At 47.5% G+C, this 18,652-nt stretch carries 21 protein-coding genes; 20 read left to right on the top strand and 1 reads right to left on the bottom strand.

The genetic code is table 11. The features are described 5' to 3' along the window. The first annotated feature begins 64 nt into the window (after positions 1–64). Positions 65–1,054, top strand: a complete 990-nt coding sequence (locus L985_RS10435) for a YpdA family putative bacillithiol disulfide reductase (RefSeq protein ID WP_029342020.1) — start codon at positions 65–67, stop codon at positions 1,052–1,054. Positions 1,055–1,107: 53 nt separating this feature from the next. Here L985_RS10435 and L985_RS10430 read toward each other — a convergent pair whose 3' ends face one another. Next, on the bottom strand, positions 1,108–2,076 hold the full coding sequence (locus tag L985_RS10430; RefSeq protein ID WP_047393882.1) for an asparaginase: 969 nt from the start codon (positions 2,074–2,076) through the stop codon (positions 1,108–1,110). Between the two features lie 168 nt (positions 2,077–2,244). Between L985_RS10430 and prsW the strand changes: the two genes are divergently transcribed. The 19 genes from prsW to L985_RS10335 all read left to right on the top strand — a co-directional run bounded on the left by prsW (position 2,245) and on the right by L985_RS10335 (position 18,629). After that, positions 2,245–2,922: a glutamic-type intramembrane protease PrsW gene (prsW, locus tag L985_RS10425; protein WP_029342018.1), complete on the top strand. Its 678-nt coding sequence runs from the start codon at positions 2,245–2,247 to the stop codon at positions 2,920–2,922. A gap of 19 nt (positions 2,923–2,941) precedes the next feature. After that, complete coding sequence (locus tag L985_RS10420; RefSeq protein ID WP_029342017.1) at positions 2,942–3,598, top strand: flagellar brake protein; 657 nt, start codon at positions 2,942–2,944, stop codon at positions 3,596–3,598. Between the two features lie 76 nt (positions 3,599–3,674). After that, positions 3,675–4,349, top strand: coding sequence for a (d)CMP kinase (gene cmk, locus L985_RS10415; RefSeq protein WP_029342016.1), 675 nt, complete (start codon positions 3,675–3,677; stop codon positions 4,347–4,349). Next, positions 4,346–4,945, top strand: coding sequence for a lysophospholipid acyltransferase family protein (locus L985_RS10410; RefSeq protein ID WP_029342015.1), 600 nt, complete (start codon positions 4,346–4,348; stop codon positions 4,943–4,945). Before cmk ends, L985_RS10410 begins: the two co-directional genes overlap by 4 nt. 102 nt (positions 4,946–5,047) lie before the next feature. Then, the gene (rpsA, locus tag L985_RS10405) at positions 5,048–6,181 is read left to right on the top strand and encodes a 30S ribosomal protein S1 (RefSeq protein WP_023468647.1); all 1,134 of its coding nucleotides are present in this window, start codon (positions 5,048–5,050) and stop codon (positions 6,179–6,181) included. Positions 6,182–6,304: 123 nt separating this feature from the next. Further along, positions 6,305–7,615 carry a ribosome biogenesis GTPase Der gene (der, locus tag L985_RS10400; RefSeq protein ID WP_029342014.1) on the top strand — a complete coding sequence of 437 codons (1,311 nt, stop codon included), beginning with the start codon at positions 6,305–6,307 and terminating at the stop codon, positions 7,613–7,615. Between the two features lie 14 nt (positions 7,616–7,629). Beyond that, positions 7,630–8,655: an NAD(P)H-dependent glycerol-3-phosphate dehydrogenase gene (locus tag L985_RS10395; protein ID WP_029342013.1), complete on the top strand. Its 1,026-nt coding sequence runs from the start codon at positions 7,630–7,632 to the stop codon at positions 8,653–8,655. 39 nt (positions 8,656–8,694) lie between these two features. After that, the gene (locus L985_RS10390; protein ID WP_034786022.1) at positions 8,695–8,871 is read left to right on the top strand and encodes a DUF2768 domain-containing protein; all 177 of its coding nucleotides are present in this window, start codon (positions 8,695–8,697) and stop codon (positions 8,869–8,871) included. After that, positions 8,868–9,602 carry a hypothetical protein gene (locus L985_RS10385; protein WP_029342012.1) on the top strand — a complete coding sequence of 245 codons (735 nt, stop codon included), beginning with the start codon at positions 8,868–8,870 and terminating at the stop codon, positions 9,600–9,602. The genes L985_RS10390 and L985_RS10385 overlap by 4 nt, the downstream gene beginning before the upstream one ends. Positions 9,603–9,687: 85 nt before the next feature. Beyond that, positions 9,688–9,960 (top strand): HU family DNA-binding protein, encoded by a 273-nt coding sequence (locus tag L985_RS10380; protein ID WP_012370671.1) that lies wholly within the window; start codon positions 9,688–9,690, stop codon positions 9,958–9,960. Between the two features lie 140 nt (positions 9,961–10,100). Further along, the gene (locus L985_RS10375; protein WP_029342011.1) at positions 10,101–10,679 is read left to right on the top strand and encodes a heptaprenyl diphosphate synthase component 1; all 579 of its coding nucleotides are present in this window, start codon (positions 10,101–10,103) and stop codon (positions 10,677–10,679) included. A 22-nt stretch (positions 10,680–10,701) separates the two neighbouring features. Then, positions 10,702–11,409 carry a demethylmenaquinone methyltransferase gene (locus L985_RS10370; protein ID WP_029342010.1) on the top strand — a complete coding sequence of 236 codons (708 nt, stop codon included), beginning with the start codon at positions 10,702–10,704 and terminating at the stop codon, positions 11,407–11,409. Between the two features lies 1 nt (position 11,410). Further along, positions 11,411–12,373: a polyprenyl synthetase family protein gene (locus tag L985_RS10365; RefSeq protein WP_023468640.1), complete on the top strand. Its 963-nt coding sequence runs from the start codon at positions 11,411–11,413 to the stop codon at positions 12,371–12,373. Between the two features lie 93 nt (positions 12,374–12,466). Next, the gene (ndk, locus tag L985_RS10360; protein ID WP_029342009.1) at positions 12,467–12,883 is read left to right on the top strand and encodes a nucleoside-diphosphate kinase; all 417 of its coding nucleotides are present in this window, start codon (positions 12,467–12,469) and stop codon (positions 12,881–12,883) included. A gap of 192 nt (positions 12,884–13,075) precedes the next feature. Then, entirely contained in the window at positions 13,076–13,852 is a 777-nt protein-coding gene (locus L985_RS10355; protein WP_029342008.1) for a CheR family methyltransferase, read from the top strand. Between the two features lie 19 nt (positions 13,853–13,871). Then, positions 13,872–15,026, top strand: coding sequence for a chorismate synthase (aroC, locus tag L985_RS10350; RefSeq protein ID WP_029342007.1), 1,155 nt, complete (start codon positions 13,872–13,874; stop codon positions 15,024–15,026). Next, positions 15,023–16,084 (top strand): 3-dehydroquinate synthase, encoded by a 1,062-nt coding sequence (gene aroB / locus L985_RS10345; protein ID WP_047393887.1) that lies wholly within the window; start codon positions 15,023–15,025, stop codon positions 16,082–16,084. The genes aroC and aroB overlap by 4 nt, the downstream gene beginning before the upstream one ends. Beyond that, a complete protein-coding gene (gene aroA / locus L985_RS10340) occupies positions 16,075–17,331 on the top strand; it encodes a 3-phosphoshikimate 1-carboxyvinyltransferase (protein ID WP_047393891.1) in 1,257 nt (418 codons plus the stop codon). Before aroB ends, aroA begins: the two co-directional genes overlap by 10 nt. 11 nt (positions 17,332–17,342) lie before the next feature. Then, entirely contained in the window at positions 17,343–18,629 is a 1,287-nt protein-coding gene (locus tag L985_RS10335; protein ID WP_231925633.1) for a tetratricopeptide repeat protein, read from the top strand. The last annotated feature ends 23 nt before the right edge of the window (positions 18,630–18,652 follow it).

The raw sequence follows: 18,652 nt of genomic DNA, 5'->3' as shown, positions 1-18,652 counted from the left end.
TCTTTCGTCTATGGTAGAGATTTGCTAAGATATAAAAAAAGCAACCGGAAGAGGAGATATTCGAATGTTAGATTGTATCGTAATCGGTGCAGGCCCATGTGGGTTATCGGCAGCGATCGAAATGCAAGATCGGGGACTAGACGTCGAAGTGCTCGAAAAGGGAAATATCGTCGAAGCGATTTATCGTTATCCGACGCATCAAACGTTCTTTTCAAGTAGTGAGAAGTTAGAAATTGGTGGTATACCGTTCATCAATAAAGAATTAAAGCCACGACGTCTCGACGCGCTCGTCTATTATCGAGAAGTCGTCAAACGAAAACAATTGACGATTCGTCCGTTTGAGACGGTCGAGCGGATTGAACGTCAAGCGGATCATTTTATCATCCACTCGGAGCGTTCCGGGGAAAAAAGAAGCCGAGAAGCTCGTTCCGTCGTGCTTGCGACAGGTTATTATGGTTTACCGAACCGAATGGATGTTCCTGGAGAGGAATTACCTCATGTCTCGCACTACTTTACGGAAGGACATCCGTATTTTGATCAAGATGTCGTCGTCATCGGTGGGAAAAATTCGAGCGTTGATGCAGCGATTGAACTTGAAAAAGCGGGAGCACGTGTGACCGTCCTTTACCGTGGACCGGAGTATAGTCCATCCATCAAACCATGGGTGTTGCCGAACTTCGAATCTCTCGTTCGTTCGGAAAAGGTCAAGATGATTTTTGAGGCGACGATCGAAGAAATCACGGAACAAGAGGTCGTTTATCAAATAGATGGAGACAAACGAACCGTCCGTGCTGATTTTGTATTTGCGATGACCGGATACACGCCAGACGTCGGTTTGTTCGCTGACACAGGCATCACGATTGATCGCGAGACCGGTATTCCGAGTCATGACGAAGAGACGATGGAATCGAATGTCCCGGGCATCTATATCGCAGGTGTCGTGGCAGCAGGATATGACGCCAATAAAATATTCATTGAAAATGGACGTTTTCACGGTGCGAACATTGCAAACCATCTCGTTGAACGGTTACGTGGTGCATCGATACAAGCCTAAACAAAACCTCTTGATTTGGAAAATAAATTTCCGAATCAAGAGGTTTTTTTCATTTATTCAACGCGAAATGATTCTTCGAGTTCTAGTTGTGAGGCATTGATTTCGAGTTCGACCATCAGTTTAAGCCGCGCTTTTTGTGAATTCAGTCCATTCGAGAAAATGACGCCGAGTTCTTTTAATTGTTGTCCTCCACCCGTATATCCGTAGACGTCTTGAACGATTCCGTTGAAACAGCGACTGACGATGACGATCGGCATGACGGTAATCAATTCAGCGATGGCATCCACGATACTCGGTGGTACGTTTCCTTGACCAAGGACTTCAAGGACGAGTCCATCATAACCGAGCTGTTTCACAGCAAGTAATAAGTCGGGTTCCATACCGGCATAGACTTTGAGAACGGCGACCCGTTTTGAGAGCGAAGTCACCATATGTGTTTGTTTTAAAAGCGGTGTATTGAATAAGTAGACATGATCCTTCGTTACCATCCCAAGATTTCCGAAATGAACGGATTTGAACGTATCGACGGATGACGTATGCGTTTTTGTGACGTTGAATGCCGAATGAATTTCCCCATTGAAGACGACGAGGACACCTTTTCCGCGCGCAGCTTCACTGACAGCGACACGAAGTGCCGTAATCAGATTAAACTCACCATCGGATCCGACCTCATTAGAAGAACGCATGGCTCCTGTCAAAACAATTGGAACGGGTGCACCAAGCGTCAAATGCAAAAAATAAGCCGTCTCTTCCAGTGTGTCCGTTCCGTGGGTGATGACGACGCCATCGTAATGTTCCTTTGTTAGCTCACTCTCGATGAAATGGGCTAGACGCAACATGATGTCAGGTGTCATATGAGGAGAAGGCAAATTGGCAAAGTGACGCGTCGTGATGTTGGCGATATCTGTTGCTCGCGGGAGTGAAGCGTCGAGTGGATTGATATCATTTGGTAAGACATGACCAGAATGATCCTGTGCCATGGCAATCGTTCCACCCGTATGAATGAGTAATAATGATTTCATGCTAAAGGGTCCTTGTCTACAGACAGAAGACCTTCACCTACTTTCTATAGCGGATTCAATTCGTTCTCCCATATTGTAACCTTTTTCCCTCCTGAAACAACGAGGACGTTTTCTTTTTTCCAAGAAACCTTTATTCTTATAAATGAGGAAGAAAGGGGGAGAGGAAGCGTGGTTCAAATCGTTTTCTCCGGAGTTGCCCCAGGCATCGCACTCCTAACTTATTTTTATCTACGTCACGAACATGAATCGGAGCCAGTCGGCTATATTCTTCGAAGTTTCATTTTCGGTATTTTACTTGTCTTTCCCTTGATGTTCATCGACTATATCGTCCAGACAGAGTTTGGTGGGCGTGAAGAGGTACAGTTGATTCGAACAGCTATCACGGAAGAATTCGCCAAATGGTTTGTCGTCTTTTATACGGTCTATATCCATCAACGGTTTAATGATTATTACGACGGGATCATCTACGCGGTAGCCTGTTCACTTGGGTTCGCAACGCTTGAGAATATTTTATATCTGATGGTGAATGGAACAGTCGAACATATGCTGTTCCGTGCACTCTTACCAGTATCTGGTCATGCTTTGTTTGCGGTCATCATGGGATTCTTCATGGGCATGGCGAAATTCTCGCCTCATCCTTATCGCTGGTTGTCCCTCTCGATTGCGCTTCCGGTATTTGCGCATATCTTATTTAATTTGTTAATATTGGAAAATGGTGGTATATCTTTTTTGCCAATCGTCTTCATGGTCATCCTATGGACGATTGGATTATTTCAAGTACGAGGTGCCAATCGTTTAAATCGGCGATTCAAACGAAAAAAACAACATTCAGATGGCATCGAATAGAGAGTAGGAGCGAAGTAGTATGATGGAAATTGGGGATTTGGTAATGCTTTCGAATAGTGAGGATCGACAAGGTCGCTCAAAGGTGACGGCCGTGACGAATCGATTGATTTGGATTGAAGCACCGAGTGAGGTCGCGACACTGAAGACATTCATCTTGTCAGAGCAAGAAGAAGTGTCCTTTTATTTCTTTAAGGAGAAGGGCAAATTATTTGGATTTGATACGGTCGTCGTTGAACGACAAAATGATCCACTTCGCGGTCAACGATATGCTTTGAAACGACCGAAGGATGATCAAATCGAACGCATCCAACGACGTCAGTTCGTCCGAGTACCGCAAATACTCGATGTCGCTGTACACCCTCATAAAACACATTTCGAGCCGTTTACGACTGTGACGCTCGATCTATCGGCTGGAGGGATGATGATCTTGTCGGATCAATTACCGGTTCAAAAAGAGGAAGAGGTGGAAATGACATTCATTTTGCCTACTGGTGAGGGTGTATCAAGTACACTAGACGTCGTCGCTGAACTCGTCCGAATTGATCGGCGCGAAGAACGATACGAATTAGCTTTCCAATTTACGATGATTCCCGACCGAAGTCGTGAGCTTGTATTGCGTCACTGTTATCAAATGCAAATGAAAAGTTCAAGAAGGGGCATGAATCCATTCACCTGACCGCATTTTTTTGCTATGATAACGTTCGGAAGAATGAATCCCTATTAATCATAGGGAAGATGGAAGGACAGGATGGATGATGAAAAAGATTCAAATTGCTTTAGATGGACCAGCGGGTGCTGGGAAAAGTACGATCGCAAAACAATTGGCAGCGCGCCTTGACTATGTATACATCGATACAGGAGCCATGTACCGAGCTGTGACGCTGGCAGCACTTGAACAATCGCTTGACCTCAACGATGGTGAAGTGCTCGGAGAATTAATGAAATCGCTTGATATTCGTTTAACACCAGGTGAAAACGGGCAACGTGTCTTTATTGGTGATCGCGAAGTGACGGATGCGATTCGTTCCATCGAAATCACGAATAATGTCTCGTTCGTCGCTCGTCAAAAAGAAGTCCGGGCTGCACTCGTCACAGCACAGCGGAAATTAGCTGAACGCGGTGGGATCGTCATGGATGGGCGTGATATCGGCACAGTCGTATTGCCGGATGCAGAATTAAAAGTCTTTTTGACGGCAACTGTGGAAGAACGTGCTGCTCGAAGACACCGCGAAAACATCGCGCGTGGGATGGACAGTGACATCACGGTTCTTCAAGAAGAGATCGCACTACGCGATAAGCGCGACAGTGAGCGTGAAGTCTCGCCATTGCGTCAAGCTGACGATGCGCTATATCTCGATACGACAGAGATGACGATCGATGAAGTCGTTGTCCGCTTGATGGAACTAGCAGAGGGTGTCCTAAAATGAAACGTCAAGATACCGTTTACCGGATTGCGCGGTTTGTCGTCTGGGTCATTGCGAAAACTGTCTTCCGATTGAAAGTGACAGGGCAAGAAAATATTCCGAAAGACGGTTCCTTACTCGTCTGTGCCAATCACAGCTCGAACTGGGACCCGGTTTTCCTCGTCAGCGCGATTCCGCCAAAACGTGCGGTTCGTTACATGGCAAAAGAAGAACTGTTCAAAGTTCCTGCCTTGAAACAATTAATGATTGCAGCAGGAACATATCCTGTCGGTCGCGGTCAAGGAGATCGTCAAGCTTTAAAACGGACGATTGAACTATTGAATTCAGATGAGACGGTCGGTATTTTCCCAGAAGGAACACGTTCCGAACCAGGTGAATTTACAGCAGCACAACCAGGAGTTGGGTTCTTTGCGTTACGATCGAATGCTCAGATTTTACCGATTGCCATCATCGGATCTTATCGTCCGTTCAAACGGATGCACGTCGCGGTCGGAAAACCGGTTGATATTTCGGATTTACGTGACCAGCGGGGGGCAGCGAAAGCGATTTCTGACCGAATCATGGACGAAATCAAATCCGTCTACTTCAATCACGCTTAATACCTTGACAAATAGTCAGAATTGTAAGAAGTTAGAAGCAGGATAAACGCATTGACATGTGTCAGGCGTTTCTTGTACTCATCGTGAGGAGGTTGTTTTGGAATGGTCGAAGAAATGAAAGATATGCCTGATTTTGAAATTCATCGGGACCAGGTAGTTACCGGAATGGTCGTGAAAATTGAAGACAAGCAAGCACTCATTGATATCGGATATAAAACAGAAGCCATCTTACCGATCAGCGAAGTATCGAGTCTTCATCTCGATGATATTCGTGGCGTGCTGAACGTCGGAGATGAACTACAAGTGAAGGTCAAGAAAATCACGGATGAAGAGGTCGTCGTCTCGAAACGAGAAATCGACGCGCTCAAAGCGTGGGAGCAAGTAGAAGAAAAGTATAAATCAGGTGAGATCTTTGAAGTTGTCGTCAAGGACATCGTCAAAGGTGGACTCGTCGTTGATATCGGTGTCCGCGGATTCATTCCGGCGTCACTCGTCGAACGGCATTATGTCGAAGATTTCTCGGATTATATCGGTCGTTCGATCGAAGTCAAGGTCGTTGAACTCGATCAAGAGAAGAACCGTGTCATTCTCTCGCACAAAGCTGTCGTTGAAGGCGAATTGAACGCGAAGAAAAAAGAGACACTCGAAAATTTAGAAGTAGGTCAAATCCTCGAAGGTACAGTCCAACGTTTAACGGACTTTGGTGCTTTCGTTGATATCGGTGGCGTCGACGGTCTCGTTCATATCTCGGAGATGGCACACCACCGTGTCGAACGTCCTTCGGATATCGTCACGGAAGGTCAAAAAGTCGAAGTCAAAGTACTTGGTGTCGACCGTGATACGGAAAAAGTCAAGTTATCGATCAAGGAAACACAACCTGGTCCATGGCAACAGATGGAAGGGAAGATCGAAGCTGGCGATATCGTCAAAGGGCGTGTGCGTCGTCTCGTCCAGTTCGGGGCCTTCATCGAACTTGCGCCGCAAGTAGAAGGACTTTTGCACATTTCGCAAATCGCGAACCGTCATATCGGTTCACCTTCGGAAGTACTCGAAGAAGGACAGGAAATCGAGGCGAAAGTACTAGAAGTGCGTCTTGACGAGCATAAGATTTCGCTATCAACACGTGTTCTTGAAGAGGAAGAATCATCCGCTGACGATTACTCGGATTATACGAATCAATCAGAAGGATTCTCGGTCGCTGACTTGACTGAGGACGATTCTGATCAGAAAGAATAAGCAATGACACAAAGCGGACACAAGCGTGTCCGCTTTTTATATGCGGTTTGTTATGGTATATGACAGTTTGATTTGATACAATAGAACGGCTATGAAGCGAGAGAAGAGAAAGAAGGTGTTGGGATGGCAATTCCAGTCGTGGCGATCGTAGGTCGCCCAAATATCGGAAAGTCGACGATTTTTAACCGGGTGATTGGAGATCGGGTTTCAATCGTAGAAGACAAGCCAGGCGTTACCCGCGACCGTATTTACGGAACTGGAGAATGGCTGAATCGTCATTTTCATTTGATTGATACAGGTGGAATCGAAGTCGGGGATGAGCCCCTACTTCAAATGATGCGTCATCAGGCGGAGCTCGCCATTGATGAAGCGGATGTCATCATTTTCATGGTGAACGGACGCGAAGGAATCACAGCAGCGGATGAGGAAGTCGCGAACATGTTGTTCCGTTCGAACAAACCAGTCGTCGTAGCTGTCAACAAAGTCGATAACTTTGAAATGCGTGATTTAATGTATGAATTTTACTCCCTTGGATTCGGAGACTTGTTCCCGATTTCTGGTACGCATGGTCTTGGTCTAGGTGACTTACTCGACCGTGTCCTTGAACTGGCACCAGATAAAGAAGAATTAGAATATGACGAAAGCACGATCAAGTTTGCCTTGATTGGTCGTCCGAACGTCGGGAAATCAAGTATGACGAACTCGATTCTCGGTGAAGAACGCGTCATCGTCTCAAACATCGCCGGTACGACACGCGATGCAATCGATACACCGTTTACGCGAGATGAGCAAGAATACGTCATCATCGATACGGCAGGGATGCGAAAACGCGGGAAAGTCTATGAATCAACAGAACGTTTCAGCGTCATGCGTGCTCAAAAAGCAATCGAACGGGCAGACGTCGTCTGTGTCGTGCTTGATGGCGAAGAAGGCATCATCGAGCAAGATAAAAAAGTGGCGGGATATGCGCACGAAGCAGGTCGCGCGGTCATCATTGTCGTCAATAAATGGGATGCTGTCGAAAAAGATGATAAGACGATGAAAAAGATGCAAGAAGAGATTCGGGAAGAATTCCGTTTCCTTGACTACGCACCAATCGTCTTCGTCTCAGCGAAAACAAAACGTCGTTTGCAGACGTTGTTACCAGTCATTCAACAAGCAGCGCACAGTCATGCGCAACGGATTCAGACAAGCGTCTTGAACGATGTCATCGTTGACGCTGTTGCGATGAACCCGGCGCCGACGGATAAAGGGGTTCGTCTTCGGATCAACTATGCGACTCAAGTCGCGTCACGTCCGCCAACGTTCGTCTTGTTCGTCAATGATCCAGAATTGCTGCACTTCTCTTATAAACGATATCTTGAGAATCGGATTCGGGAAGCATTTGATTTTACAGGTACACCAATCCGGATTTTAGCTCGTCAAAAACAATAATGAGGTGAGTCAGTATGACCAAAATCGCTGTCATCGGAGCGGGAAGCTGGGGAACAGCGCTCTCGCTCGTTCTAGCCGATAATGATCAGGAAGTCATGCTTTACGGTCGTGAACAAACAAACGTCGACCGCATCAATGAACATCATGAAAATGCGCAATTTTTGCCGGGGGTTATGTTACCACAATCATTGAAGGCGACGACGGATCTTAAAGTGGCGGTTGAAGGTGCAACACATATCTTGATTGTCACACCGTCCTCTGCGATTCGTTCGGTTTCCCGACAATTGAATGACTTGTTGACGGAACCAGTCGTTCTGATTCATGCATCAAAAGGAATTGAGCCAAAGACCCATCTTCGGTTGTCAGAATTAATCGAAGAAGAGGTCGATCCTGCGAAACGCAAGGCGGTTTGTGTCTTGACGGGTCCTTCGCATGCCGAAGAGGTCGCGTTACGTAAACCAACGACAGTGACCATTGCATCGGATGATTTAGAAGAGGCTGGTCGTGTACAGGAGCTGTTTACGAATGAAAACTTCCGCGTCTATCTAAATGCGGATATCATTGGAGCTGAACTTGGTGGGGCGCTCAAAAATATCATTGCGCTTGCCGCAGGTATGACGGATGGTCTCGGTTACGGGGACAATGCCAAAGCAGCATTGATTACGCGTGGAATGGTTGAAATCGCCCGTCTCGGTACGATGCTTGGAGCTAACCCAATGACGTTCACTGGATTGACGGGAATGGGTGACTTGATTGTTACTTGTACATCGGTTCATAGTCGAAATTGGCGTGCGGGGAATGCCATCGGTCGCGGTGAAAAGTTAGAGACGGTGCTAGAAAACATGGGAATGGTCGTCGAAGGTGTTCGTGCAACCCAAGCGGCATATGATTTGGCGGAGACGAAACAGTGTGAACTCCCAATCACTTCTGCCCTCTACCATGTTCTCTTTGACGGTCATACACCGGAAGAAGAAGTCAAAAAGTTGATGCAACGACCACAGAAAAATGAGATCGAGCATCTCTTCACGACGAAAGATTAACGGAGTGGGGTGGAAACCTTGAGTCCAGGATTAATAAAAATGTGGATCTCGTTCGCTGGCATTGGACTCTTTGCGATCAGTGTCTTGCTGGTCACAGTCAGTCGGACGAAGTTGAAAGGGATATGGCAGGTTCTCGTATCGACTTTGGCATTCGTATGTTTCATCGTTGCGTCGATCATCATGGTGTTCATCGTCATGGCGGGGCCAAGCGCATGAAGAAGTGGTTCGTCATCCTCATGCTCATTCCGGTGACGTTGTTATCGGGTTGTCTGTTTCCAGACAGTCAGAAACCGTCGAACCGCGTACCGTATCCGCAACAGTTACGTACCGTACAGGATGCTGTCGATGCGTATCAAAAAGACACGGGTGTTTTGCCAATCAAGACGATGGAAGCAGATACTCCGCTCATGGAGCGTTATCAAATCGAATTAGGGCGGCTCATTCCGCGTTATATGAGTGATCCACCATCAAACAGTTTTGAAGGTGGCGGAACATTCATCTACTTGTTAGTTGATGTCGATACGAAACCGACTGTTAAGTTGATGGACTTACTTGTTGCAGAAGAGTTACAGAAGCTCCAAGTCCGGATTGATGCGTATCGGAAGAAGAACGAAAAGTATCCGTTTAAAGGATCGTTCGGAAAAAACCAGTTTACGCTTGACTATAAAAAACTATTCATCAAAAAAGAACCGACCGTCCCAAGTCCGTATTCAGATGAAAAGTTGTCGATCTATGTCGATGGTCAAGGACGCCTCTTCATCAACTATTTACCTGAGTTGAAGAAAGCTGTTCAAACTGCGAAGAAAAAGCCGAAAGTCGGTCAGGATATTCGGTATTTGCTCTATGAAGATCAACCTTTTGTTCCTGCCTATTCTCAAAGCTACACGATAAACGAAAAAGGCGAACCTGTGTTTTCAGAGGAATCGAGCGAAGAATCTGAAAATTGAACGTTATTTACACGAAAATGTTGTAATAGCAACGTTTATGGGGTATGATTACCCTCGAAGAAGTGATTGGGAGGGGGTGAAAGTAATGAACAAAACTGAACTCATTCAAGCAGTTGTCGAAAAATCAGGTCTTACAAAAAAAGACGTGACGAAAGTTGTTGAATCAACATTCGAATCGATCACTGAGACACTTCAGTCTGGAGAGAAAGTCCAATTGATTGGATTTGGTAACTTCGAAGTCCGTGAGCGTGCAGCCCGTAAAGGTCGCAACCCACGTACAAAAGAAGATATCGAGATTCCAGCAAGCAAAGTACCTGCCTTCAAACCAGGTAAAGCATTGAAAGATGCTGTGAAGTAATCCGGCTACATAGTCGCCCGAGATTTTCTCGGGCGGCTTTTTTGTGGACATTCAGAAGCGTGAAAGCCCGCCGATTATGGTATATTAAAAAAGAAGAACGTCCATCAACGAGATGGCACTGGAGATCGGGGGGTAAAAGCATGGAACAACATGAGCTGCGCGTGGATGAAATCATCACTGCACTCACCACTAAACAAACGACACGATTGGCTCGACATGTGGATTTCCCTTCCATCGATCGTGAACAGATCAGTTGGTTGATTGATGTCGCTCAACATGACACGCTGGATACGGAAGCACTCGTCAAAGCGATACATTTCGCACAAGTAGCGCTACGTCTGCATGAGCGTGTCAATGAAACGCTACGCGGTTCGAAGGAGCGACAGTTGCTTGTATTAGCGGGGGATTTATTCTCGAGCTACTTTTTCGAACAGCTAGCTGGGTTACCAAAAGAGGTTCTCGTTTCACTCGGACGGACAATTCAACGGGTCAACGAGGCAAAGTGTGCCCTTCACGAAATGAATTATGCATCGACGGAAGAACGGGTTCTCTTATGGTTGACAGCAGAGTTCGGATTAATGCAAGGACTCGCGGCAATCACGAAACGAGAATGGCTGACACGACAGGGGCGACAGATCATTCAACAACAGGCAGAACAATTGGATCTGGTCGCACAGAAATTACTGTTATCGCATCTCGAGCAGATGGCGGTAGCATAAGATCTTGGAAAGGGTGAGCGGTGTGCAGGCAAAAGATAAAGAAAAAAAAGTATATGAAGTGTTTCAATCGATATCAACGAACTATGATCAAATGAATTCAGTCATCAGCTTCCGACTGCATAAACTATGGAGACGCGAGACGATGCGCCGGATGCAAGTCTTCCCAGGCGCTAAATGTCTCGATCTTTGCTGTGGGACAGCGGACTGGACGATTCAACTGGCGAAAGCAGCCGGTCCGACAGGGGTCATCAAAGGACTTGATTTTTCAGAAAACATGCTGAGAGTCGGCGTCGAGAAGGTAGAAGCGCTCGATATGAAAAACATCGAATTGATTCACGGAAATGCGATGGATCTACCGTTCGGTGATAACTCGTTCGATTATGTGACGATCGGTTTTGGTCTACGCAACGTACCTGATTATCTACAAGTCATCAAAGAGATGCATCGTGTCTTAAAACCAGGTGGAACGGTCGTCTGTCTCGAGACGAGTCAACCGACTGCGCCACTTTTCCGCGAAGCATATTCATTGTACTTCGGGAAAATCATGCCTCAGGTCGGGCGATTGCTTGCGAAATCATACGATCAATACAACTGGCTACAAGAATCGACGGAAGTGTTCCTCGACCGTGTCGAACTGAAACAACTCTTCGAACAGGCAGGCTTCATGCAAGTGGAAGTCAAGGCATTCGCGGGTGGGGCTGCTGCAATGCACCTTGGGAAGAAGTGGTGAGATGTCACTGCATTCCATATACCGTGATGTCACGAAGGAAGTTAATTTAGTCGATCGTTTTCTGATCAGTCATATCGCCTCTGAGGAACCAACGATCGATGCGGCCGGAAAACAATTGTTGAAGGCTGGTGGAAAACGGATTCGACCAGCGTTCGTATTGTTAGCGTCTAAATTCGGTGAGGCAGATCGAGATGAACTGATTCGTGTGGCAGCAAGTCTTGAACTTGTCCATATGGCGTCACTTGTTCATGACGATGTCATTGATGATGCGGAACTACGACGAGGAAAACCGACCGTCATGCAATATTTCGATGAAGAAGTAGCATTGTATTCCGGGAATTATTTGTTTGGAGAGGCGATTCGGTTGATTGGTGAAGTCGGAAAGCCGGAACTTGTCCAAGTGATGGTCCATACGATGCGTGAAATTTGTGAAGGTGAGATTGAACAAATCTACGACCAATATGATTGGGAACAGTCGATTAAGCGCTACATCAAACGGATTGAACGAAAAACCGCCATTCTCATCGAAGCGAGTTGCCACCTGGGTGCAATTGTTGCGAACTGTTCTGCAGCCGATACGAAAGCGTTACGGTTGTTTGGACGAGATATCGGACTCGCTTTTCAAATTGCTGACGATTTACTTGATTTCACCGCGAATCGTACAGAACTTGGTAAGCCAGTAGCAGAGGATTTGCGTCATGGACACAAAACGTTACCTGTCTTTTATGGTGCAGAAGATGCTGTCTTTTATGAACGTCTTTCGAAAATCGAGAGTATGCCAACGCATGAAGAAGTCGCACCGTTATTGTCGTTTCTTCAAACTTCCGGTGCTCTCGAACGAACGCAACAAACAGTCGATCATTATATCCATCGTGCCATCAAACGTCTTGAACCCTTACCTAAATCCTCAGCTAAGCGTTCACTTGAAGAAGTCGCACGCTACGTTGGAAAACGAAAAGGATGAAGATTGTCAAAAATTTCTTGCTGTTCTTCTCAAAAGCCAGTAAACTGACTATGTAAGCGCTTTTCTAAAAGCATTTCATAGGGGGAACTAGAGATGGAACAGACATTTTTGATGGTCAAACCGGATGGCGTAGAACGTGGATTGATTGGGGAAATCATTGGACGGATCGAACGCAAAGGATTCATCATTCGTGAAATGAAAATGATGAACGTCACAGAAGAGCTCGCAAAAGCACATTACGAAGAGCATGCGGAAAAACCGTTCTTTGGAGAGTTGGTCACTTTCCTCACATCGGGTCCTGTCGTTGCACTTCGTGTCGAGGGTGCAGACGTCGTCGCTGTTTCTCGTTTGATGATCGGGAAAACAAAACCACTTGAAGCAGCACCTGGAACGATTCGTGGTGATTTCGCGAACACGATGAGTGAAAACGTCATCCATGGTTCAGATAGTGTCGAGAGTGCGGAGCGTGAGCTTTCCCTCTGGTTTCAAGGACAGCCAGTCAACGCGTAATAAATGAATGGAAAGACAACGGGGAGGGGATTCGATTTGATCGAATCCCTTTTGTCGTGTTCTTGTAAAACGGAATGACCCAATTGTCTAATTGCTTTTTGGAATGCCTATAGCTTTATGCTACTATAGAAAATAAGTTGAACCGGTCATGGAGATGACCATTCGATATCGAGAGTGAGTGAGGTGTGCCAATTGCAAGATTATGAACTTTTTATTCAACGATTCAAGACCAAATCAGGGATTGATCTCGGTCAGTATAAAGAAGCACAGATGAAACGGCGATTGACGGCGTTACGTGATAAAAAAGGATACAGTACATTTGCTTCTTATATGCAGGCAATGGATAAGGACACATCGTTATACGACGAATTTTTAGATCGGATGACGATCAATGTCAGTGAATTTTTCCGTAATCCGATTCGTTGGCAACAATTGGAACAAGATATCTTACCGATCCTAGAGTCGCGAGCACATGGACGAATCCGGACGTGGAGCGCAGCTTGTTCGACCGGAGAAGAACCGTACTCCCTCGCGATGATTTTAAGTGAACGGCTCGATCCGTCCGCCTTTACGATTCAAGCAACAGATTTGGATGAACTCGTCCTTGAAAAAGCCAAGCTTGGTCGATACGGAGCTTCTGCATTGAATGAAGTCGTCGAAGCGCGTAAAAAGCAATACTTCATCGAGCAAGAGCAAACGTTCGAAGTCGTTCCGGAAATCAAACGACTCGTTCGTTTCAGTAAACATAATCTGTTAGGAGACCGGTACGATACGGGGTTTGATTTAATCATCTGCCGCAACGTACTAATTTATTTTACAGAAGAAGCAAAAGCACACGTCTATCGTTCGTTCGTCGAGGCCTTAAAGCCAGGCGGAATCCTATTCGTTGGTGGAACGGAACAAATTTTCCAACCCGAACGGTTTGGATTAAAGATGAAACAGAGCTTCTTTTACGAAAAAATCGGTTGAACAGGAAGGGATGAAGCGAATGCGTTACATGACAGCAGGAGAATCACACGGAAAAGGGTTGACCGTCATCATCGATGGGATGCCGGCAGGACTCACGATTGATTTTGAAGCCATCCAGCGTGAAATGACACGTCGCCAAGGGGGATACGGACGCGGACGACGGATGCAAATCGAACAAGATCAAATCGATGCACGTGGCGGGATTCGTCACGGGTACACGACGGGATCACCGATCAGTTTGTTCATCGAGAATAAGGATCATACGCACTGGACACAAGTCATGCAAGCAGAACCGCTCGAAGAACAGTTGGAGCGCCCGCGAACGTTGACGCGTCCACGTCCCGGACATGCGGATCTCGTTGGTGGATTGAAGTACGGTCATCGCGACTTACGCGATGTGCTAGAACGTTCTTCCGCTCGTGAGACAGCAGCACGTGTAGCGGTCGGTGCCTTCGCTAAACAATTACTGAATGAACTCGGAATTGAAGTGTTCTCGCACGTACGGTCGATTGGTGGAATCGATGCACCGTGGAAGGATCCCGTCGAACATCAGGAAACGATTGATGCTTCACCCGTTCGTTGTGCAGATGAGATGGCTGGACAACGGATGATGGAGGAAATCGATGCGGCTAAAAAAGAAGGGGATACACTCGGCGGTGAAATCGAAGTCGTCGTGACGGGCATGATGCCTGGCGTCGGATCCTTCACCCAAAACGATCTAAAGCTCGACAGCCGGATTGCACAAGCTGTCATCAGTGTCAACGCGATGAAATCAGTCGGTTTTGGTGACGGGTATGAACTTGGTCGTCGCAAGGGAAGTACCGTCCAAGATGAAATCGTTCATGATGCATCCGGATATCATCGGCGGACGAATCATCTAGGTGGAATCGAAGGTGGGATGTCGACAGGCATGCCGATTCGCGTCCAAATCGCGATGAAGCCGATTCCGACACTCTATCGTCCACTGCAATCAGTCGATATCGAGACGAAGGAAGCATTCACGGCTCAAATCGAGCGAAGTGATGCCTGTGCCGTTCCAGCCGCATCGGTTGTCCTAGAAGCCGTCGTCGCGTTTGAGATTGCGGTTGCTATCCTTGAAATGTTCGGGACATCGACACTCGATCGTCTTCAGGCTGCCGTCGCTGCTTATAAAGAGGAGGTTCGGACGTTTTGATCGAATTTGATATCCGGTTGAAAACGTCATATCCCGTATTTGTCGGAAATGGGGCATTAGCCCGGTTATCGCATCTTTCAGCGCTAAACAAGGCGGACCGCATCTGGGTCATCACGGATGAAACGGTACATCATTTGCAAATGAATCGATTGCAGGCTGCGTTAGCGGATGTATCGCCGTCGATCGATGTTCACATCAGTACCGTTGCGCCTGGGGAGAACAGTAAGTCGCTTGCCGTATACGGCGCTCTACTTGAAGAAGGAATTCGGTATGGGATGACACGCCATAGCCTTATCCTTGCGTTCGGTGGTGGTATGATTGGGGATTTAGCGGGATTCGTCGCGGCAACCTTTTTGCGCGGCATCCCGTTCATTCAAATTCCGACGACACTGTTAGCGCATGATTCAAGTGTTGGTGGAAAGGTTGGTCTCAACCTCTCCCTTGGTAAAAACTTAGTCGGTGCATTTTATCAGCCGAGTGGTGTCGTGTATGATTTAACGCTCCTTCAGACATTACCAGACCAGGAATGGAGAAGTGGCTTCTTTGAGTTAGTCAAGCATGGGTTCCTTTCGCGACCATCATTTGCGGATTCGTTACTCGATGTTTCGCTGGATACTGTTAAAGGACTCGATTTAGAAGACTGGCTCGCACGAGGGATTAATGTGAAACGGGATATCGTCGAACAAGATGAGACGGAGCAAGGGATGCGTGCCTTCTTGAATTATGGACATACATTCGGTCATGCCGTTGAATATGCGAGTCTGGGTCTGTCGCATGGCGAGGCCGTAGGGATCGGACTCGTCTTCGTCAAGTTCTTGGAAGGAAATGACGGACAGGCGAAGCAGCTCGGGCAATTGCTCCACCGTCTCGGAACGGAATTGCCGGATCGACAATCGTTCGAGACCTATCTCGAACTGATGCGTCGCGACAAGAAGAACCACCAAGCAACGATTCGATTCGTCCTCGAAAAAGAAGGACGCTTCATTTTAGAAGCGATGAGCGAAGAACGATTGCGCCAAGCATTCAATCAAACAGTGAGGTGTTTAGAATGGGCTTAAGAGGAACAGTACAAGTACCAGGCGATAAATCAATGACGCACCGTGCTTTCCTGTTCGGTGGAATTGCCGAGGGAACAACACGTGTCAGAAATGCACTTGAAGGAGCTGATTGTCTCGCTTCACTAGAAGCGATGCAGGCGCTTGGTGCGCAGATCGATCGAACACCAGAGGAAATTCGGATCACCGGAACGGATACGTTCCAAGAAGCGACGATCGATTGCGGAAACTCGGGGACGACGATTCGTCTCTTGAGCGGTATCCTAGCAGGCGGTCAAGCGGCTTATGCGCTCGATGGCGATGCTTCCTTGCGAAGACGTCCGATGAAACGGATCACGGAACCGCTTGCCTTATTTGGAGCGAACATCACTGGTGAGACGGCACCACTTCATATCACAGGAACGCCGCTTGTCGGAACGACGTATACATTGCCAGTTGCAAGTGCGCAAGTGAAAAGTGCCGTGTTGCTCGCAGGTCTGCATGCGACGGGTGAGACGACTGTCATTGAGCCGGTCCTGTCACGCGATCATACAGAACGGATGCTGCCACAGTTCGGCGTTGACGTAACAATCGATGAACGCGAGGATGGTCGGCACATTCGTGTACAGGGTCCTGTACGCTTACACGCGACGTCACTGGACATTCCAGGGGATCCATCGTCAGCAGCGTTTTGGTGGACGGCAGCAGCAATCGGTCAGGATAGTCGCATCACGACGACCCACGTCTTGATGAATCCGACACGGATCGGTTTTTTACAGACGTTACGACAGATGGGTGCAAGTGTCGAAATCAATCATCGCTCAGAAGACGGTGGAGAGGAGACGGCAGATGTGACCGTCGAGACGACATCGTTACAAGCAATCACCGTCGAAGGGGATCAGATTCCATCCTTGATTGATGAGATCCCGTTACTCGCTTTACTTGCGACGCAAGCGGAAGGACGAACGATCATTCGCGATGCGGAAGAGCTTCGTGTCAAGGAAACGGACCGGATCGAGACGGTCGTGACGGCATTACAGCGTCTTGGGGCGAACATCGAGGCGACGGATGACGGCATGATCATCGAAGGACCGACATCTTTGCAAGCAGCGGAAGTCGACAGTGCAGGTGATCACCGGCTCGCGATGATGTTAACGATCGCAGCGACGATCAATCCGGAAATTATGGTTCATGGACGCGAAGTAGTTGAAGTCAGCTATCCAACGTTCTATGATGATTTAAAGAAACTTCAATCCGACCAATCTGAGTAAGCAATAGGCGGATGACAGAAAGTGGGGCGTTTGCCTTGAATGAACAACTATTGAATGGCATCATCGAAGAATTAGAACATGGTCACACCTCAGAAGCGTTAGCAGCATTAGAAAAACTCGAAAAGACAGGGACGGATGAGGACCGCCTCGCCGTTGCCGATCTCTATATCGAACTCGGATTGTCTGACCGGGCGGTCGATCTCTTGGCACCACTTTACGTTGAATATGCGGGTAACGCGGGAGTTGCCTTGTTACTTGCAGAATGTTATATCGATTTGGATCGCGAAGAAGAAGCGATCTCGGTCCTCGAGCAGGTTGATACGTCGGACATGGAATATGGTCCCCGGTCTCTTGTTTTACTTGCGGACCTTTATCAGTCGCAAGGTCTTGACGAAGTAGCGTTAGCGAAGCTGAAGGAAGCACGTAATCTTGCGCCGGACGAACCGTTACTTGCATACGGTTTGGCTGAGCTCTACATGACGCTCGGCGCGTTTGATCAGGCGGTACCGTTATTCGCTGAAATTGCGGAGCGTCCAGAGTTACGTGCTGAATTGCCTCTCGATGCCCTTTATGCGGAATCGCTCGCGATGACAGGACAATTTGAAGATGCGATTCCACTGTACGAACGTGCTGTCGCAGAACGCTCCGACCTGCATACGCTGTTTGGTCTTGCGATGACGGCTCACCGTGTTGGTCAACATCAAAAAGCGGTCGAGACATTCCAGCAATTGATTGCACAGGATCCAGACTATACGTCGGCGTACGTACCATATGCGGAAAGCCAAGCCGAACTTGGTTTGACGAAAGAAGCGCTGAACGTCATCAAACAAGGAATGGAGCGCGACGATTATAATGATGAGTTGCGGACGATGGAAGCCTTGTTCCTTCTAAAACTCGGTGATCGCGCAGGAAGCGTCCAAGCGTTGCGTGAAGCACTTGCCTTGAATCCGGAATCAATCGTCGCAGCGGAACGTTTGCTTTCGTTACTAGCTGAAGACGAGGACCACGAAGCGATGATCGAGACGATCTCTGCCATCGAAGAACACGTCACGGCTCCGATTCTGACATGGTACCGGGCACGCGCTTTGTATGCCTTAGAGGAATACACACAAGCGATGGAGAATTATGCGATAGTCGAAGGTGCATTCACGGAAGATGCGCTCTTCTTGAAAGAGTATGGATTTGCACTCGTCGAAGAAGGACGGCGTGAAGAGGGGCAACGTCTCCTCCGTCGCGCTGCCCAGTTGACACCAGAAGATAACGAACTCGTCGACTATGTTGAACGAATGGATGGATGACTTCACGGGAGAAGGGAGTAGGA

This window comes from Exiguobacterium sp. ZWU0009 (assembly GCF_000798935.2).
Lineage (GTDB): Bacteria > Bacillota > Bacilli > Exiguobacteriales > Exiguobacteriaceae > Exiguobacterium_A > Exiguobacterium_A acetylicum.
The sequence above is the reverse complement of the archived record's forward strand: the minus strand, read 5'-3'. Positions and strand labels throughout refer to the sequence as shown.

Excerpts from the sequence above, each read along its gene's own strand:
- L985_RS10430 (WP_047393882.1), bottom strand. The coding sequence starts at position 2,076 with ATGAAATCATTATTACTCATTCATACGGGTGGAACGATTGCCATGGCA.
- L985_RS10390 (WP_034786022.1), top strand. The coding sequence starts at position 8,695 with ATGTGGATCTCGTTCGCTGGCATTGGACTCTTTGCGATCAGTGTCTTG.
- ndk (WP_029342009.1), top strand. The coding sequence starts at position 12,467 with ATGGAACAGACATTTTTGATGGTCAAACCGGATGGCGTAGAACGTGGA.
- L985_RS10385 (WP_029342012.1), top strand. The coding sequence starts at position 8,868 with ATGAAGAAGTGGTTCGTCATCCTCATGCTCATTCCGGTGACGTTGTTA.
- der (WP_029342014.1), top strand. The coding sequence starts at position 6,305 with ATGGCAATTCCAGTCGTGGCGATCGTAGGTCGCCCAAATATCGGAAAG.
- L985_RS10335 (WP_231925633.1), top strand. The coding sequence starts at position 17,343 with ATGACAGAAAGTGGGGCGTTTGCCTTGAATGAACAACTATTGAATGGC.
- aroA (WP_047393891.1), top strand. The coding sequence starts at position 16,075 with ATGGGCTTAAGAGGAACAGTACAAGTACCAGGCGATAAATCAATGACG.
- rpsA (WP_023468647.1), top strand. The coding sequence starts at position 5,048 with ATGGTCGAAGAAATGAAAGATATGCCTGATTTTGAAATTCATCGGGAC.
- L985_RS10395 (WP_029342013.1), top strand. The coding sequence starts at position 7,630 with ATGACCAAAATCGCTGTCATCGGAGCGGGAAGCTGGGGAACAGCGCTC.
- aroC (WP_029342007.1), top strand. The coding sequence starts at position 13,872 with ATGCGTTACATGACAGCAGGAGAATCACACGGAAAAGGGTTGACCGTC.
- L985_RS10435 (WP_029342020.1), top strand. The coding sequence starts at position 65 with ATGTTAGATTGTATCGTAATCGGTGCAGGCCCATGTGGGTTATCGGCA.
- L985_RS10420 (WP_029342017.1), top strand. The coding sequence starts at position 2,942 with ATGATGGAAATTGGGGATTTGGTAATGCTTTCGAATAGTGAGGATCGA.
- L985_RS10375 (WP_029342011.1), top strand. The coding sequence starts at position 10,101 with ATGGAACAACATGAGCTGCGCGTGGATGAAATCATCACTGCACTCACC.
- L985_RS10410 (WP_029342015.1), top strand. The coding sequence starts at position 4,346 with ATGAAACGTCAAGATACCGTTTACCGGATTGCGCGGTTTGTCGTCTGG.
- L985_RS10365 (WP_023468640.1), top strand. The coding sequence starts at position 11,411 with ATGTCACTGCATTCCATATACCGTGATGTCACGAAGGAAGTTAATTTA.
- L985_RS10380 (WP_012370671.1), top strand. The coding sequence starts at position 9,688 with ATGAACAAAACTGAACTCATTCAAGCAGTTGTCGAAAAATCAGGTCTT.
- cmk (WP_029342016.1), top strand. The coding sequence starts at position 3,675 with ATGATGAAAAAGATTCAAATTGCTTTAGATGGACCAGCGGGTGCTGGG.